At 60.6% G+C, this 17,320-nt stretch carries 17 protein-coding genes; 6 read left to right on the plus strand and 11 right to left on the minus strand.

The annotated features are described in order from the left end of the window. Positions 1 to 72: 72 nt before the first annotated feature. The 6 genes from INT39_RS14060 to INT39_RS14085 all read right to left on the minus strand — a co-directional run bounded on the left by INT39_RS14060 (position 73) and on the right by INT39_RS14085 (position 5,817). Positions 73 to 399: a YajD family HNH nuclease gene (locus INT39_RS14060; RefSeq protein ID WP_193074612.1), complete on the minus strand. Its 327-nt coding sequence runs from the start codon at positions 397 to 399 to the stop codon at positions 73 to 75. A gap of 70 nt (positions 400 to 469) precedes the next feature. Continuing rightward, positions 470 to 1,513, minus strand: a complete 1,044-nt coding sequence (locus INT39_RS14065; RefSeq protein ID WP_193074672.1) for an AbrB family transcriptional regulator — start codon at positions 1,511 to 1,513, stop codon at positions 470 to 472. Then, positions 1,506 to 3,020: a tripartite tricarboxylate transporter permease gene (locus tag INT39_RS14070; protein WP_193074613.1), complete on the minus strand. Its 1,515-nt coding sequence runs from the start codon at positions 3,018 to 3,020 to the stop codon at positions 1,506 to 1,508. The genes INT39_RS14065 and INT39_RS14070 overlap by 8 nt, the downstream gene beginning before the upstream one ends. Before the next feature lies 1 nt (position 3,021). Beyond that, a complete protein-coding gene (locus INT39_RS14075; RefSeq protein WP_193074614.1) occupies positions 3,022 to 3,477 on the minus strand; it encodes a tripartite tricarboxylate transporter TctB family protein in 456 nt (151 codons plus the stop codon). Between the two features lie 52 nt (positions 3,478 to 3,529). Further along, a complete protein-coding gene (locus INT39_RS14080) occupies positions 3,530 to 4,510 on the minus strand; it encodes a Bug family tripartite tricarboxylate transporter substrate binding protein (RefSeq protein ID WP_193074615.1) in 981 nt (326 codons plus the stop codon). 50 nt (positions 4,511 to 4,560) lie between these two features. Beyond that, the gene (locus tag INT39_RS14085) at positions 4,561 to 5,817 is read right to left on the minus strand and encodes an OprD family porin (RefSeq protein WP_413468925.1); all 1,257 of its coding nucleotides are present in this window, start codon (positions 5,815 to 5,817) and stop codon (positions 4,561 to 4,563) included. 195 nt (positions 5,818 to 6,012) lie between these two features. On the opposite strand from INT39_RS14085, the gene INT39_RS14090 reads away from it, so the two are divergent. Further along, on the plus strand, positions 6,013 to 6,681 hold the full coding sequence (locus INT39_RS14090; protein ID WP_193074617.1) for a response regulator: 669 nt from the start codon (positions 6,013 to 6,015) through the stop codon (positions 6,679 to 6,681). Beyond that, positions 6,678 to 8,090, plus strand: coding sequence for a sensor histidine kinase (locus INT39_RS14095; protein WP_193074618.1), 1,413 nt, complete (start codon positions 6,678 to 6,680; stop codon positions 8,088 to 8,090). Before INT39_RS14090 ends, INT39_RS14095 begins: the two co-directional genes overlap by 4 nt. 32 nt (positions 8,091 to 8,122) lie before the next feature. Here INT39_RS14095 and INT39_RS14100 read toward each other — a convergent pair whose 3' ends face one another. Beyond that, complete coding sequence (locus INT39_RS14100; protein WP_036991535.1) at positions 8,123 to 8,287, minus strand: DUF1328 domain-containing protein; 165 nt, start codon at positions 8,285 to 8,287, stop codon at positions 8,123 to 8,125. 60 nt (positions 8,288 to 8,347) lie between these two features. Then, positions 8,348 to 9,193 (minus strand): BON domain-containing protein, encoded by an 846-nt coding sequence (locus tag INT39_RS14105; RefSeq protein ID WP_193074619.1) that lies wholly within the window; start codon positions 9,191 to 9,193, stop codon positions 8,348 to 8,350. A 216-nt stretch (positions 9,194 to 9,409) separates the two neighbouring features. On the opposite strand from INT39_RS14105, the gene algB reads away from it, so the two are divergent. From algB to INT39_RS14120, 3 genes are all read left to right on the plus strand, one after another. Continuing rightward, positions 9,410 to 10,753, plus strand: a complete 1,344-nt coding sequence (gene algB, locus INT39_RS14110; protein ID WP_193074620.1) for a sigma-54-dependent response regulator transcription factor AlgB — start codon at positions 9,410 to 9,412, stop codon at positions 10,751 to 10,753. Further along, positions 10,750 to 12,510, plus strand: a complete 1,761-nt coding sequence (locus tag INT39_RS14115; protein ID WP_193074621.1) for an ATP-binding protein — start codon at positions 10,750 to 10,752, stop codon at positions 12,508 to 12,510. Before algB ends, INT39_RS14115 begins: the two co-directional genes overlap by 4 nt. Positions 12,511 to 12,578: 68 nt before the next feature. Then, positions 12,579 to 13,133, plus strand: a complete 555-nt coding sequence (locus INT39_RS14120; RefSeq protein ID WP_193074622.1) for a DUF4136 domain-containing protein — start codon at positions 12,579 to 12,581, stop codon at positions 13,131 to 13,133. A 16-nt stretch (positions 13,134 to 13,149) separates the two neighbouring features. Here INT39_RS14120 and INT39_RS14125 read toward each other — a convergent pair whose 3' ends face one another. Next, on the minus strand, positions 13,150 to 13,695 hold the full coding sequence (locus INT39_RS14125) for a cupin domain-containing protein (RefSeq protein ID WP_193074623.1): 546 nt from the start codon (positions 13,693 to 13,695) through the stop codon (positions 13,150 to 13,152). A gap of 101 nt (positions 13,696 to 13,796) precedes the next feature. Then, positions 13,797 to 14,867 (minus strand): alanine racemase, encoded by a 1,071-nt coding sequence (alr, locus tag INT39_RS14130; RefSeq protein WP_193074673.1) that lies wholly within the window; start codon positions 14,865 to 14,867, stop codon positions 13,797 to 13,799. Positions 14,868 to 15,056: 189 nt separating this feature from the next. Here alr and INT39_RS14135 point away from each other — a divergent pair, with 189 nt between their 5' ends. After that, on the plus strand, positions 15,057 to 16,355 hold the full coding sequence (locus tag INT39_RS14135; protein WP_193074624.1) for an NAD(P)/FAD-dependent oxidoreductase: 1,299 nt from the start codon (positions 15,057 to 15,059) through the stop codon (positions 16,353 to 16,355). Positions 16,356 to 16,618: 263 nt separating this feature from the next. On the opposite strand, the gene INT39_RS14140 is transcribed toward INT39_RS14135, so the two are convergent. Then, on the minus strand, positions 16,619 to 17,320 hold the full coding sequence (locus INT39_RS14140) for an RES family NAD+ phosphorylase (RefSeq protein WP_193074625.1): 702 nt from the start codon (positions 17,318 to 17,320) through the stop codon (positions 16,619 to 16,621).

Here is a 17,320-nt window from a genome sequence, read left to right on the forward strand (position 1 = left end):
TCGACAAGGCTATAGCTGGAGATGATGCCGGGCAAGGGTCTGAAAGTCGCAGTTACAAAGCTGTGTGCCGCCTCAGCCGGCGCCGCCTCGCGCTTTCAGCAGCTCCGCCAGACCAGCGAGCGCCTTGTGTTTGGCGACATCGGTCTGGGGACTGGCGGTGGAAGACTCGCTGAAGTACTGCTGATCGGTGTAGCGGGAATGCTCGTTGTCATGACAATACAGGCACAGAAGTTCCCAGTTGGAACCGTCTTCGGGGTTGTTGTCATGGTTGTGGTCCCGGTGGTGTACGGTCAATTCGCTGATACGCTTGCCAGTGAACTCCCGCGCGCAACGTCCGCATACCCAGGGATACATTTTCAGCGCCTTCTCGCGGTAGCCCTCTTCCAGCTTCCTCGACATGATGACTCCCGTTATCGCGCACAGCTGATATGCAGTGCTGTACCGAGCATAACGCCGGTAACCGGTGCTGTCACTGTGGTACATCAAGCAGCGGATTGCGCCGCTGCCACAAGCGAAATAGCGGGTCGGCGAGAAACATCACCAACAACAGTCGCGCTACTTGCAGTGCCGTAACCAGGGCCACAGACAATTGCAGAGCTTCGGCGGTCAGGCAGAGTTCGGTAATGCCGCCGGGCATCATGCCAAGGGTCAAACCAGCGACATCCATAGCTGCGAACTGGCCGAGCAGCCAGGCGCCAGCGGCAGCAGCGAGCATGGCCAGCAAAGCGAACAGCAACACACGAATCAGGAAAGCGGGTGCACTGCGAAAGAACTTCCGATCAAAGTGACATCCCAAGGCACTGCCGATCAGCCATTGCCCGATGGCGCTACCTGCCGCTGGCAGGGCAAGGTTGAGATCGAATATCACACTGGCCGCGGCGCAGCACAGCAGTGGACCGAGCATCCACGGGTTGGGTTGGCCAAGCCGCCGCCAGGCCAGCGCCGCCAGCAGCCCCAGCGGCATCAGCACCAACAGCCAGCCCCAATCAGGGTTGACGGGCACAGCCGGTGCACTGGCCGGCAGGTTCCAGATGAAAATCGCCGGAATGGTCAATACCACCAGCAGCAGTCGCAGGCTGTGCGCTGCGGCAACGCGCGCCGGATCGGCGCCATGGCGCAGGGCAAAGACCACCATCTCGCTGGCGCCGCCGGGCATGCTGGAGAAAAAAGCGGTGGCTCGATCCACTCCGTTGCGGCGTAGAATTATGATACCCAGCACACTGAGCAGGCAGGTACCCAGAGAACCGAGCAAGATCAGCCACAGATGGCCGAGTATCTGCTCGAGCACCGGAGCAGTGAAGTGCAGACCGATGGCACTAGAAACCAACCACTGTCCGGCACGCCGGCCACCAGGTAGCTCGGTCACCAGCCAGCCGCTGCAGCGGACCAGGATTACCGCAAGCAGGGAGCCGGTCATCCATGGCAGGGGCAAATGAATCAGGCTGGCCAGCCAACCGCCAAGCAGCCCCGCGAACGGGGCTGCCAAGTGCTTCAGCGGACTGCCGTCAACCATCGGGCAGCAGGGCTGGAGCACGCCTTTTTGCGCGCCAGGCACGCCAGAACGGCAGCAGGACGATAAGCACGACCAGTACCCAGAGCGCCTGGCTGATCGGGCTGCTCCACAGTACGCTCAGATCACCGTTGGAAATCGACAGCGCCCGACGCAGGTTGCTTTCCATCAGCCCGCCGAGAATGAAGCCCAACAGCACCCCGGACAGCGGGAAGTCCAGCTTACGCAGGATATAACCGAACACACCGATGCCGATCATCAGGAACAGATCGAAGGTGGTGGCATGCACCGCGTAGACGCCGATCGAGGTGATGATGGCAATGGCCGGGACCAGGGTCCAGTTCGGCACGGACAGAATGCGGGTAAATACCTTGATCATCGGTACGTTCATCACGATCAGGATGATGTTGGCGATGAACAGCGACGCAATCAGGCCCCAGACCAGATCCGGCTGGTTCTGGAACAGCAGCGGACCGGGGGTGATGTTGTACAGCGTCAGGGCACCCATCATGACCGCGGTGGTGCCGGAGCCGGGAATACCCAGCGTCAGCATCGGCACCATAGAGCCGCACGCCGAGGCACTGTTGGCGGTTTCCGGCGCCGCCAGGCCGCGCAAATCACCGTTGCCGAAGCGGCCTTCCTTGCCGGCCAGGCGTTTCTCGGTCATGTAGGCCATCGCGCTGGCCAGGGTCGCTCCCGCCCCGGGCAGGATGCCGAAAACGAAGCCCATTATGCCGCTGCGGATGTTGGTGGCGAATACCGAGGCGCCTTCCTTCACATTGAACAGCATGCGGCCGCTGGCCTTGAGTGCCGTCTGGCCATGCTCGGTGCGTTCCAGCAGGGTCAGTATCTCACTGATGCTGAACAGCCCCAGCACCAGCACCACGAACTGGATGCCATCGGACAAGCCCAGCGCACCGAAGGTGAAGCGGTACACACCGCTGTTGGCATCGATGCCGACGCACGACAGCAACAGGCCGATCAGCACCGCAACCGCGGTCTTCACCGGTTTGTCACCGGCCATACCGGCCAGACAGACCACGGCGAAGATCATCAGCATGAAGTATTCGGCGGGTCCGAAGGACACCGCCCAGCTCGCCAGCAAGGGGGCGAAGATCACCACCCCGATGGTGGCGATGAAGCCGCCGATAAAAGAACTCCAGGCGGAAATCGACAGGGCGATACCCGCCTTGCCCTGCCGTGCCAGCGGATAACCATCCAGGGTGGTCATGACCGCCGAGGCTTCGCCGGGAATATTCAACAGAATCGAGGAAATGCGTCCGCCGTACTCGCAGCCCAGGTAGACCGAAGCCAGCAGGATCAGCGCCGTATCCGGCGGCAGGCCGAGGGCGAAGGCGACCGGGATCAACAGCGCGACACCGTTGATCGGCCCCAGACCCGGCAGTAGCCCGACGATGGTGCCAATGGTGGTACCGGCCAGGGCGGTGATCAGGTTATTCGGGCTGAGGGCAACACCGAAGCCCTGGCCGAGATATTGCAACGTATCCATATCAGTTCTCCAGGGCAGCCAGCACACCCAGCGGCAGCGGCACATCCAGAATGCGATCGAAGAGGAAGTACAGGCCCAGTCCCAGCGCCAGTGCGACGACGATGCTCGGCAGATTGCGGCCACCAAACAGGCGGCTCATGCCATAGGCGAAGGCCACGCTGGTCAGGACAAATCCCAGGCGCTCGAACAGGGCGGCCAGCGCCAGCAGCAGCGCCAGGCACAGCAGCAGCTTCGGCACCATGACCCGCGACAGCGGTGCTTCTTCGTTGCTGCCACTTTCCAGGGCCGGCTTGATGACCAGTAACAGTGCGCCGGCGGCCAGCAGGCCCAGCAGCAACAGCGGGTAGGCGCGGGGACCAACCGGCTCGTAGGAGAAGGGTGCTTCCAGCCCCCAGGCCATCCAGCCGAGGACAGCACAGACCGCCAGCAGAAAGCCGGCAAACAGGCGTTGGTACATGACAGGAGTCCTCAAGAAGCGGGCGGACAGGACGTCCGCCCGTACTAGCGAGTCAGCGGATCAGGCCGAATTCGGCCGCCAGTGCTTTGTAGTTGTTCACCTGTTGCTTCACATAGGCGTCCAGCTCATCACCACTCATGGCGAAGGGGAACAGCTCGCGACTCTCGCGCAGCTTGGCGAAGTCCTCTGAAGCCATCATCTGGTCGAAGTTGTCCTTCCACCAGGCAAACTCCTCATCACTGACATCCGGCCCCATGTAGAAGCCGCGCACCACCGGCCAGCTGACGTCGTAGCCCTGCTCCTTGGCCGTAGGGATCTGCTCGGTGATCGGACCGGGCAAACGCTCATCAGCCATGACCGCCAGAATGCGCAGGTCACCGCTTTCGATGTGCGGCATGGAGTCGGAGATATCGGTGCTGGCAACATGGATATGGCCGCCCAGCAACGAAGTGGCCAGTTCACCACCACCTTCCATTGCCACGTAGCGCAGCTTGCGCGGATCGACACCGGCAGCGCGGGCAATCAGGGCGGTCTGCATCCAGTCCTGGCTGCCGACCGTGCCACCGGAGCCGATCACCACCTTGCTTGGGTCGTCATTGAGCGCCTTGACCAGATCAGCCAGAGTCTTGAACTCCGAGTCCGCGCGCACCGCGATCGCGCCGTAGCTGGTGCCGAAAGCAGCCAGCCACTTCACCGCGGTTTCGTCGTAACGACCGAACTTGCCCTGGGCCAGATTCAGCAGCGAGCCACTGGAGAAGGCGGTGATGGTGCCGCCCTCGTCTGCCCGCTGTGCGACCACGGCGTTGTAGGCCACGGCACCGATACCGCCGGGCATGTAGGTCACGCGCATGGGTTTGCTGATGTATTTGCCTTCCAGCAGGCCGCTCTGGGCCAGTTTGCAGGTCAGGTCGAAACCGCCGCCGGGGGAAGCCGGGGCGATGCATTCGGGGCGTCTTGGCTCATCGGCCAGGGTCGGTGCTGCCAGACCCAGGCAGGCCACGGTGAGCAGCACGGTGCGCAGAGAGATTGTCATGTCGCAGTTCCTCATCGGAGGTTATAAGAATAATGATCAGGCCAACAACTTCAGCGAAGCGGCAGGGTATAGCTGACGATCAGCCGGTTTTCATCCAGGTCGCGCGCGTAGCTCGAGCGATAGGTCGCATTGCGCCAGCGCAGACCGACGTTTTTCAGGGCACCGCGCTGGACGATGTATTGCAGCTCGATATTGCGCTCCCAGTCCTTGCCATGACCGCCGGCAGCCAGCTCAGCCTTGTCACCACTGGTATAGCGGGTCATGAAGGTCAATCCGGGAATGTCCAGGCTGGCGAAGTCGTAGTCGTAACGCAGCTGCCAGGAACGCTGGCCCGCTTCGGCAAAGTCGTTGACCTGCACGAAGTTGACCAGATTCGGATTGCTGCCGTTGATGTACGGAAAGGCATTGTCGCCGCGCATCTTCTGCAAGGACAACGCCAATCCGTGGCCGGCCTGGCGGTAACCCAGTACACCCTGCCAGGCCTGGTTGTCGATCGACCCGGCGCGCGCGGCACCCTGGTCATCGGACAACGCCACGCGCAGCTCGGCGCGCAGATTGCCGGCACCCAGGGTACCGCGGTGGCTCAGGCTCATGACCTGTTGGCGGTAGACATCATCCAGTTGTGCCAGGTGATAACTGCCCGCCAGGCCAGGCGTGAACTGATAATCCACCCCGGCCCAATCAAAATGATCAGCAGTAACGCCGGCAAAGCGGCCGTTCTTGCTGTTGAGCACGAGATCCTCGGCGTCCGAGGAGTCGCGCAACTTGGTCTTGGTCAGTCGACCGAGGGACAGATCCAGATCGTCGAACTCACCGATCTCCAGCATGCCGCCCTCGAAGGTCTGCGGCAGGATGCGGCTGTTGTTCGGCTTCAGAGTAGGCAGCGTCGGCATCAGCGTACCCAGACGCAGTTCCGATCGGGATACCCGTGCCTTGGCCGTCAACCCGAGCTTGCCGTATTCATCGGCGGCGCGGCCATCATCATGGCGGGGCAGCAGGCCGGTTCCGGTCCGGTCGGGGCTGGAGTCCAGCTTGACGCCGAGCAGCCCCTGGGCATCCAGGCCGAAGCCGATCGGGCCGCGGGTATAGCCCGACTGCAGGTTCAGCAGAAAACCCTGGGCCCATTCCTCGCGCTTGGATTGGCCGGTACCTTCACGGTAATCGCGGTTGTAGTAGATGTTGCGCATCTCCAGACTGGCCTTGCTGCCGGCCAGGAAGCCGTCATCTGCCGCCTGCGCCATTGGCAGGCCGACCAGCAGGGCCAACGGAATGGCACGCAGTAAACAGGTATTGGTACTGACAATCATCAGCTTCTCCATTTGTTTTTCTTGTAAGGAACGCTGAGCGCTCATTGAAACAGGATGGTGATATTCGGGGTAGCGACCCGAAGCCTAATACCGCAACCTTTCATCAACCTGTCATCTGCAACGGATCGAAGGTGCACCCTTCGTCACTGCCGGCAGGCGGTGTACACTCGCCAAAACGATCGGAGGAGGGAGTGGGTGCGCATTCTGCTGGTGGAAGATGATCCGGAACTGGCTGACAGCCTGACCCGTGCGCTCAAGGCTGGCGGCTTGACGGTAGACACCCTGCATGATGGCGTGGCCGCCGATCTGGCGCTGCGCAGCGAGGATTACGCCCTGGTCATTCTCGACGTCGGCCTGCCGCGCATGGACGGCTTTGAAGTGCTGCGCCAGCTGCGCGAGCGGCGCCAGACCCTGGCGGTATTGATCCTGACTGCCCGCAGCGAGGTCGGCGACCGGGTGCGCGGGTTGAACCTGGGCGCCGACGACTACCTGGCCAAGCCTTTCGAGCTCAGCGAGCTGGAAGCCCGGGTCAATGCCCTGCTGCGCCGCAGCCTGATGGGCGGCGAGCGCCAGCAGCGCTGCGGATCGCTGGTCTATGACCTGACTGACCGCCGCTTTACCCTGGACGATACGCCTCTGCAGCTGCCCTCGCGCGAACATGCGGTCCTGGAAAACCTGATCAGTCGGCCGGGGCGATTGTTGAACAAGGAGCAGTTGGCGAGCAAGGTGTTCGGCCTGGATCAGGATGCCAGCCCGGAAGCCATCGAGATCTATATCTCCCGGCTGCGCCGCAAGCTTGATGGGAGCAGCGTGCGCATCGTCACCTTCCGTGGTCTGGGCTATCTGCTGGAAGCCATCGAATGAGCCGCCAACGCAGTGCCGGTAGCCTGCGTCGACGGTTGATGGTGCGGTTGGCGCTGATGCTCAGCCTGCTGCTGGTACTGGCGGCGATCAGCGCCTACTGGAATGCACGTGACGCCGCCGATACCGCCTACGACCGCTCGCTGCTGTCCTCGGCGCGGACCATTGTCGGGGGGCTATTCGATGCCGAGGGGCGGTTGTCAGTGGAGGTGCCTTACATCGCCCTGGATAATTTTGCCTATGACATCACTGGGCGGCTGTACTATCAGGTGTTGGATCGGCAGGGGCGCGGCGTGTCCGGTTATGAGGATCTGCCAGCAGCACCGCCAGGGACGCCCATGACCCGCGACTACCCGGCGCTGGCGCGTTTCTATGATGGCCATTACCGGGGTGCGGAAGTACGCCTGGTCAGCTTATTGCAGCCGGTCAGTATCGACGGTGAGCATGGCATGGCGGAGGTCCGCGTGGCCGAAACCCTGAATGCCCGCGAGGGTATGGCCCGTGGCCTGTTGCACCGCTCGCTGATCAATCTGGGCGTCCTCAGCGTCAGTGCGCTGATATTGGTCTGGTTGACGGTAAATGCCGCGCTGGGGCCGTTACGCCGGGTCAAGGACGAGGTCACCAAGCGGCGCAGCGATGATCTGAGCCCGATCAGTACCGAGGGGCTGCAACGCGAGATCAGCCCGCTGGTGGATGCCATCAACCATTTCACCGGCCAGCTCAAGGGTAACTTCGAGCGCCAACGCGATTTTATCGCCGAGGCCTCGCATGAGCTGCGTACGCCTTTGTCGGCGCTCAAGGCGCGTATCGAATTCGGTTTGCGTTCCTCCCATCCGGAGCAGTGGCACCAGGCGCTGCAGGATGCCGAGCTGAGTACTGACCGCACCATCGCGCTGGCCAACCGGCTGTTATCCATGGCCCGCATCGAGCGCGGTGCCCGGGCAGTAGCGGATGGCAGCGCTGAACTCATCGCCATGCAGCCACTGGCGCAGGAGGTGGCGATGGCCATGGTGCCGCTGGCCCATGGCCGAGGGGTCGAGCTGGCGCTGGAGGTATCGCAGCCGTTCACGGTGTGGGGCGAGCGGACATTGTTGCAGGAGTTGCTGGGCAACCTGATTGATAATGCGCTGGCCCATACCCCGGCGGGTGGACAGATTATCCTGCGGCTCACCGCCGGCGCCTGCCTGGAGGTTGAAGATACCGGCCCGGGCATTCCGGAAACCGAACGCAACCGGGTATTCGAACGCTTCTATCGCCAAGGAGGCACCGGCAGTGGCCTGGGCCTGTCAATCGTCGGTGAGATCTGCCGCGCACACCGGGCGCAGATCAGCCTGGAGCAAGGAGAACTGGGGGGACTCTTGGTGCGCGTGCGTTTTCCGGATGCGCCCAACGCAAAACCGGCCACAAAGTGACCGGTTCGAGTTTGCGCTTCAGTTGCGGTGTCCTATAGCTTGGGGCGACGCCCCATGATGAAGGACACGACGAAGAGCACCAGAAAGACCACGAACAGAATCTTGGCGATCCCGGTTGCGGTGCCCGCGATACCACCGAAGCCCAGTACGGCAGCAATGATGGCGATGATCAGAAAGGTAATAGCCCAACTTAACATGGCAGTTCTCCTCGATTAATCGAAAGACCGTTCAGTGCGTCCGCGTTGCCGACGCCGGGTTCAGCTTTCATTTCCAACGTGCAGAGCGTCGGCATTCACACTATTCACACCGCGGATGTTTTCGGCAGTTTCCACGGCCAGATCTTTCTCGGCAGAGGTATTCACATGACCGCTCAATGTGACCTCACCGCCCTTGGTATCCACTGAAATATCCAGACCGTCGAGATTGCTGCTGAGCAGGAAGCTGGATTTGACCTTGCTGGTAATCCAGGCATCGCTGATGGCGCCACCGGCCTCATTCGCTTTGGCCTTGGCCTTGTCAGCGGTACCCGCTTCGGCATTGATATTCAGCTTGTTGTCTACCTGGCGAACACCTTCAGTATTGCGCGCCAGCCGTTCGGCCAGTTCACTGGCGGTGTCGGAGTTGGCATTGCCTTCCAGCGTCACCACGCCATTCTTGGTAGTAACATTGATATCCAGCCCTTCAGTATTACGATTCCACAAAAGCTTGGACTTCACTGTCGCGGTGGTGGTTGCATCATTGAAGCGATCGGAAAAGCTGCCGTCCTTGTTGTCAGTACGGTCGGCGTTTTCACCCTCGACCTTGAGCTGGTTGTCCACTTCGCTGACACCTTCTACTCCCAGTGCCACCTGTTCGGCGAGATCCCGATCGACTTGCGATTCGACTTCACCGGTCAGCACTGCGACGCCATTTTCAATCTCGACATCAATGCTGAAAGGACTGAGATGCTGGTTGAGAGCGAAGGCGGTCCAGACAGAACCTTCCTGACGGGCTTCGGTGAGCTGACGAGTCATGTCACCGTCTTCGGCATGGACTGCCATCGGGCTCAGGGCCATGAATCCAACGGTGGCGGTAGCAATAGCGAGTTTCTTCAATGTATGCATTTCTGTGCTCCTATTCAGCGGCATGTTGCCGTTCGCTTATTACCGTTGCAGTAGTCATGCCAATTATATTTTATAAAAATGTTCAATTAATTCAGATGGTTACTGTTTTTCGAAAAGGTCGTTGCCGTGCACATTGCAAGAGTCGTAAAAAATAACCGTGCAACTTGCACGACGGACCGGTGACTAAATAAGCAACAGGGAAAACCGGAGCGGGCGATGCACACAATTGATAAAGAAGGACGCATTCTGCTGGTGGACGACGAGCCGGCCATCCTGCGCACCTTTCGTTACTGTCTTGAGGATGAGGGGTACGCTATCGCAACCGCCAGCACGGGGGAACAGGCGGAAACCCTGGTACAGGCTCAGGTATTTGATCTGTGCTTTCTTGATCTGCGGCTGGGTGCTGATGATGGCCTGGATGTGCTGGCGCGGCTGCGGGTTCTGGCGCCGTGGATGCGTGTGGTGATAGTGACCGCACACTCGGCGATCGACACGGCGGTCAATGCAATGCAGGCAGGTGCGGCGGATTACCTGGTCAAACCCTGCAGTCCTGAACAGCTGCGTATGGCGGCCGCCGGGCAGCTTGAAACCCGCCGCATGGCGGCGCGCCTGCAGGCGCTGGAGCAACAGGCGCCGGCGGCGGGTACTGATCTGAACTCACGTTGCCCGGCGATGAGATCGGTATTGGACACAGCGCGGCAGGTGGCCGATACCGACGCCAATATCCTCATCCTCGGCGAGTCGGGTACCGGCAAGGGCGAACTGGCGCGGGCCATTCACGGATGGAGCAAGCGCAGCAAACGCGATTGTGTGACGGTCAACTGCCCATCGCTGAGTGCGGAGCTGATGGAAAGCGAGTTGTTCGGCCACGCTCGCGGTGCGTTTACCGGCGCCACGGAGAATACCCTGGGCCGGGTCAATCAGGCCGATGGTGGTACCCTGTTTCTGGATGAGATAGGTGACTTTCCGCTGGCCTTGCAGCCCAAGCTGCTGCGTTTCATCCAGGATCGTGAATACGAGCGGGTCGGCGATCCACAGACGCGCCAGGCCGACGTGCGCATCCTGTCCGCCACCAACCGCAATCTGCAGGAAATGGCGGCCGAGGGTACGTTTCGCGAAGATCTGTTCTATCGGCTCAATGTCATTACGCTGACATTACCCCCCCTGCGTGAGCGACCTGAGGATATCCCCGATCTGGCGGAGCGGTTTCTGCTGCGTTTTGTCAGTGATTACGCACGGCCTGCCCGCGGCTTCAGTGAAGCCGCGCTGGCTGCGCTGCAGCGGTATCCGTGGCCCGGTAATATTCGCGAACTGCGCAACATGATCGAGCGTGCCAGCATCATCTGCACCGACGAACTGGTCGATCTGGCACATCTCGGATTTGAAGGCTTACCCACAGGTAATGTGCCGCGGGCAGGAGGGGAGCTCAGTCTTGAGGAGCTTGAGCGAGCACATATCACCGCCGTGCTGGGTAACAGTGGCACCCTGGATCAAGCCGCGCGGATACTCGGAATCGACTCATCCACACTGTACCGCAAGCGCAAGCAGCTCGGCCTGTGAAGCTGCGCAGCCGGCTGTTTCTCAGCAATGGGGCGTTGCTCACAGTCGCACTTATCGGCCTGCTGCTGGGGATCTTCAGCGTACTGCATCTGACCCGCGCTCAGAGCCAGGCCATGACCAGCAACCTGAGCAGTATCGAATCGGCCATGGGGTTGAGTCAGGCCCTGAACCATCAATTCACCCTGCTATTAGCGGAAGAGCCCGATCTGGCGGCGATCCATGCGGCCGATGCGCGTTTCGATCGCTGGCTGGATAAGGCGAGACAGGAGGCGGTGGATGATCACGATATTCAGGAGTTGGAGCAGCTGGCTCAGGTCTATTCCGTGTTCGAGGAGCTGCTCGCCGAGCCATTGGCGGTACGCCAGCAGATGCTCGGCAGTGATGAGCTGCGAGACCATTTCAGTACTATCCACAATCGTATTGATGTCATGCTCAAATATTATCTGGTGCAGTTGCGCGCCGGCGAACAGCACGCCCGGGAGCGCGCCTGGCTGATTGCCGGCTTGCTGGGGCTGGTCGGTGTGGCGGTATTGGTGCTCGGGCTGATAACCGCCCACAGCATCGCACAGCGCTTCGGTCGCCCGATCGAGGCGCTGGCTGAGGCGGCCAACCTGATAGGCAAGGGTGATTTTCGCGTCACCCTGCCGGTGACCCCGGTGGCCGAACTGGCTACCTTGAGTCGACGCTTCGGCCTGATGGCCGCGGCGTTGCAGCAGTTCCGCCATAGTGACGTGGAGGCGCTGCTGACGGAACAGCGGCGGTTGCAGGCGGTGCTCGACAGCATTGATGACGGTCTGCTGATGTTTGATCGCAGCGGGCGCCTGGAACACTTCAACCCTGTCGCCGGGCGGCAACTGGGTTTGGGCTCGCGCCAGCTCGGCCTCAGCGCCAGTGAGGCATTGCAGCGTCCGGAACTGGATGAGCAGCTGTGGCAAGTGGCGGGGGGCATCACGCAGAGCGGGGTGTTGGGAGAACTGTCGGTGCATGATGAATCGCGCTTGCTGACCTACAGCATCACCCCTGTCAGTCACACCGGGGGCATGGTGATGGTGTTGCATGATGTCACCGAGCAGCGCGCCTTCGAGCGCATCCGCAGCGAGTTCGTGTTGCGCGCCTCACATGAGCTGCGCACCCCGGTAGCCGGTATGCATATGGCCTTTGCGCTATTGCTCGAACGTCTGCGGTTTCCGACCGACTCGCGCGAGGGCGAACTGCTGCGCACAGTGGATGAGGAAATGCACCGACTGGTACGCCTGATCAATGAGTTGCTGGATTTCTCCCGTTACCAGAATGGCTTGCAGAAACTGGAGCGCAGCCCTTGTCGGGTTGATTCCTTGTTGATCCAGGCCCGCGAGCGGTTCAGTGGTCCAGCCGAAGAGCAGGGCCTTGCGCTGGAAGTGGACTGTGCTGCGGACCTGCCGACAGTACAGTTGGATCGGTTGCAGATCGAACGGGTGCTCGACAATCTGCTGGCCAATGCTTTGCGTCACAGTCAACCCGGCGGAACCGTACTCATGCGCGCTATGATGCAGGACGAACGTTTGCTGGTCGCCGTTGAAGACCAGGGCGAAGGCATTCCTTACGGGCAACAGGTACGCATATTCGAGCCCTTCGTGCAGATCGGCGCCAGTCGCGGCGGGGTCGGCCTCGGGCTCGCACTGTGCCGGGAAATTGTGCAGCTGCACGGCGGGCAGATTACCCTGAATTCACACCCCGGCGAGGGTGCACGCTTTCAACTGTTGCTCCCGATAGTGTAGGTTGTGAAGAACGATCATCTGCTCCGGCAGTCTGATTTCATATACTCACCGATGCAGCCGAGGTTTCCATGTTTCGCTCAATCATGCTGCTGTCGTTACTGTTGCTGGGGGCCTGCCAGGCCACCGGACCACGCGCGGATTTTGACCTGAGCCGGGATTTCAGCCAGTACCAGACCTGGACCTGGGCTGATCCGCCGGTTACCTATGCACCCGCCAACGACCCGCGCCTGACCAGTGATCTGACCACTCAGCGGGTGCTCGAAGCGGTCAGCGCCCAGTTGGATGTGCGCGGATTGCGTCCGGCGCTGGAGGCTGCGACTGCAGACTTGCAGGTACGTACCTCGGTGGTTATCGAACAGCGCAGGGATAACGTGACAACACACTACGGTGGCGGCTGGGGTTATTGGGGGCCCTATTGGGGTGGCCCTGGATACAGCCAGACCCGGACGGTGGACTATCAGGTCATGACCTTGCAGATCGATCTACTCGACGCCAGCGATGGGCGCCTGGTCTGGCGCGGCAGTGACAGTCAGATCGTGCAGGATCGCTCGACACCCCTCGAACGCAGTCGTGAAATGCATGAGCGGGCAGCGCAGATTCTCAGCACCTACCCGCCCAATTGAGCGCTGGTATCCAGAGTCAGAAGTTCGCCGGTGTCGTTGCGCTGATCAGGATGCAAGGTTCATCGAAGGGATTATTGAAACGATGCGGCTGACTGCTCTCGAAATAGTAGCTGTCACCCGTGCCGAGGATGTGCACCTCGGTGCCAACCGTGAGTTCCAGGCGACCCTGGACCACGATACCCGCCTCTTCGCCTTCATGACTGAGCATGTCCGGCCCGGTATCCGCAGCAGGCGGATAGGTTTCACGCAGAAATGACAGGTTGCGACCGGGGTGATCCTTGCCGACCAGCTGCATGATCACTTCGTTACTGCCGATATCCAGCAGTTCATCAGTGCGGTACACCACCTTGCGTGGCTGATCGGGCGTTTCCACGGCGAAGAAATCCACCAACGACATCGGCATGCCGGCCAGCACCTTCTTCAATGAGCTGACCGAGGGACTGACACTGTTCTTCTCGATCATCGAGATGGTGCTGTTGGTCACCCCGGCACGCTTTGCCAGTTCACGCTGCGACAAACCCTTGAGTTTGCGGATGGTTTTCAGTCGGGCACCAACATCCAAGGTCGGAATCCTCTGGGTAAGACGGTATCAAGTGGCATGCATGATTGCACGGCCGTGCATTATATTCAACGCAGCTCAAGCCGTCCGTGCAGTGCAGAACCTCAGTTCTGATAGCGACGTGGTACTCGGTTCAGGTTACAGAATAGCTGATAGGAAATGGTCCCGGCGCTGTGTGCCACTTCGCCAGCGTCCAGCCCATCCCCCCACAGACGGACATAGCTGCCCAGGCCGCTGTTGGGCAGATCAGTCAGGTCGATAGTCAGCATATCCATGGATACCCGCCCACTGATGCAGGTACGCTGGCCATCCACCAGCACCGGCGTGCCATCCGGCGCGTGGCGTGGGTAGCCATCGGCGTAACCCATGGCGACCACGCCGATACGGCTGGGCCGCGAGGTGACAAAGCGCGAGCCGTAACCGATGGGCTCGCCGGCGGCAATCTGATGTACTGCGATCACCCGTGAATCCAGCTGCATTACCGGCCGCAATTGGGCAGCGTGTTCCTGGGCAAAGCCGAAAGGGCTGGAACCGTACAGCATGATGCCCGGCCGCACCCAGTCACCGTAGGCGGCAGGCCAGGCCAATACCCCAGCCGAGTTGCTCAGGCTGGTAGGGCCTTCGAGTCCGGTGGTGGCCTGCACAAAGGCCTCCAGTTGCTGCTCGGTACGCCCGGTTTCCGGCTCGTCGGCGCGGGCCAGGTGAGTAATCTTGGTCAGACTGGCAACCTTGCCACTGCTGCGCAATTCTCGCCAGACCTGCGGGTATTCCGCAACAGAGAAGCCGGTACGGTGCATGCCGCTGTCGAGCTTGAGCCAGATATGCAGCGGTCGGCTCAGATTGGCCTCCCGCAGGTTGACCAGCTGGCCATGGTGATGCACCACGGGCCACAGATCATGGCGGCAGATCAGCTCCAGCTCGGCTGCTTCGAACCAGCCTTCCAGCAGTACGATCGGCTGCTGATGCCCGGCCTCGCGCAGCTCCAGCGCCTCTTCGATGGACGACACGGCAAAGCCGTCGGCTTCATCATTCAGCGCCGCTGCGCACTGCAGCGCACCGTGACCGTAGGCGTTAGCCTTGACCACCGCCAGCGCGCGGCAGTGGGTCAGGCTCTTGGCCAGACGGTAATTGTGGCGCAGGGCCGATAAATCAATCAGAGCATGGGCTGGGCGCATGGCAGGTCCACAGGCAAGGTCGGTACTGAAACGGATGGGTCGTGGCGAGAGGTCGCCGGCATCAAGAATATCAAATTCTGCTGATAAATACCCCGAGTCCTGGTGGAGGGCGGGATGGCAGGGCTTCTGCAGCACGCCAAATACCGCTATTCTGCTGCTCTGTGTTCCCGCTGTAACAGGTCCCTTCGCATGTCACGCCACGCCACACATTCTACTGAGCATCCGCACTCCTACTATGTTGCATCGCGCAATCGAGACACCGGTTACCCGGTTCTGCAAGGCGATGAGCAGGCCGATGTATGCATTGTCGGCGGCGGCTTCACCGGTCTGAACACCGCCATCGAGCTGGCCCAGCGCGGTCTCTCGGTGATTCTGCTGGAGGCGCGGCAGATCGGTTGGGGGGCCAGCGGTCGCAACGGCGGTCAGTTGATCCGCGGCGTTGGTCATGATGTTGATCAGTTTGCCGATACCCTGGGTCAGGACGGCGTACGCGATCTCAAGCTGATGGGCATCGAAGCGGTACAGATGGTGCGCCAGCGGGTCGCCGAATTCGGTATTGATTGCGACCTCACCTGGGGTTACTGCGATCTGGCGAACAAGCCGCGGCACCTCGATGACTTCCGTGCTGATCGCGATGAATTGCTGTCGCTTGGCTATCAGCACGAACTGACCATCCTAGAGCCGCAGCAGATGCGCAGTGTGGTTGGCTCCGACCGCTATGTGGGCGGCATGATCGACATGGGGTCCGGACATCTGCACCCGTTGAACCTGGCATTGGGTGAGGCTGCCGCAGCCGAATCGCTGGGCGTTCGCCTGTTCGAGCAGTCCGCCGTCAGCCATATTGATTACGGCTCCACCATGACCATACATACGCCTCAGGGCCGGGTGCGTGCAGCGCAATTGGTACTCGGCTGCAACGCCTACCACAGCGGCCTGGAGCGCCGTCTCGGCAATCAGGTGATCGCCGCCGGCAGCTATGTCATCGCCACCGAACCCCTGTCAGAAGCGCTGGCCGCGGAACTGATTCCGCAGAACATGGCGCTGTGTGATCAGCGTGTGGCTCTGGATTACTACCGACTGTCCGCCGACCGCCGTCTGCTATTCGGCGGTGCCTGCCATTACTCGGGACGCGACCCGGCGGATATCGCCGCCTACATGCGACCTAAAATGCTCAAGGTGTTCCCGCAGCTGGAGTACACCCGCATCGATTACCAGTGGGGCGGCATGATTGGCATCGGCGCCAACCGCCTGCCGCAGATCGGGCGTCTGCCTGAACAGCCCAATGTATTCTACGCCCAGGCCTACTCCGGCCATGGCGTCAACGCCACCCACCTGGCCGCGCGTATCCTCGGCGAAGCCATCACCGGCCAGGCCAGCCGCGGTTTTGATCTGTTCAGTCGGGTGCCGCATATGGCGTTTCCGGGGGGTGAACGTTTCCGGTCGCCGCTGCTGGCGCTGGGGATGTTGTGGCAGAAACTCAAGGAATAGCGTTTTGAGTGGGTTTTGCCATCGTTAGATGAACGATGGTGAATATCCCTATGTACTTTTTCATGTTGACGTTCCTGGTCATGCAGTACTTTCCCTATATAGGATTGTTGCAGGTTGGTGATCGCCGGACGGCACCGAAGCCATCGATAAGGGTGTTGTCCGAGGCGGAGGTGATGGCGGGGGGAATGGGGGACGGCGGTGTGACACTCAATTTGTGATGAGTTTGGCATCCATATGTCGAGGATGGTTGTCTGGGCTCGCTTTCAGAGCACCGAAATCAACTCTTCATCTTCTGATCGACACACCCTCACCTGCCCTTTCTCTACCTTGTAGGTCAGGTAGCAGTGAGCTCGCGGGTTACTGAGCAGGGCGGGATTGAAAACGGCTGCGTTCACTCCGTTGCATCGAGCGGAGATGGTTAAAAGGCCTGGAAGGCCCTGCCTATCAAAAGATGCTCCTAACGCCTGACACGCTGCGTAGTCATCTGAGCGAAGCTCAGGCCACTCTTCTGACATGGTTGCCAGGTTGACCAAGGCGCCGTTGCACTGAACCAGATGCACCCGGCGCTCAATCGCCACTCCTTCCATATCCTGCCACCCTGCGTCACGGAGCAGGCCATTGCGCCAATGATGGACGGTCTCATGAATGGTGGTTTCCAGAGTTTCGCTTCCATACCAGACGCCAAAGTGACCGCTGCTGAAACGGCTGGCACCAAATTTCTCGAATGGGAACCGAATGGCTTCGAGAAATGCGGCCTCCTCGAATGGCCTATCGATTATGGGGTGAGCAGACTGGAACTGAGATGGCTTGCAGGTGATTTCCAATTCAATCGCTGCAGCCCAATCTTCTGGATCGTCGCTGAGGTCATCGAAAAGATCCTGCGATTTGCGAAGCGAAACGATATTGCGAAAAAGGTCTTCATCAACGGCTTTGAGAGTGAGGCCTTCCAGATCTCCGAATGCCAT

The organism is Pseudomonas sp. FME51, assembly GCF_014897305.1.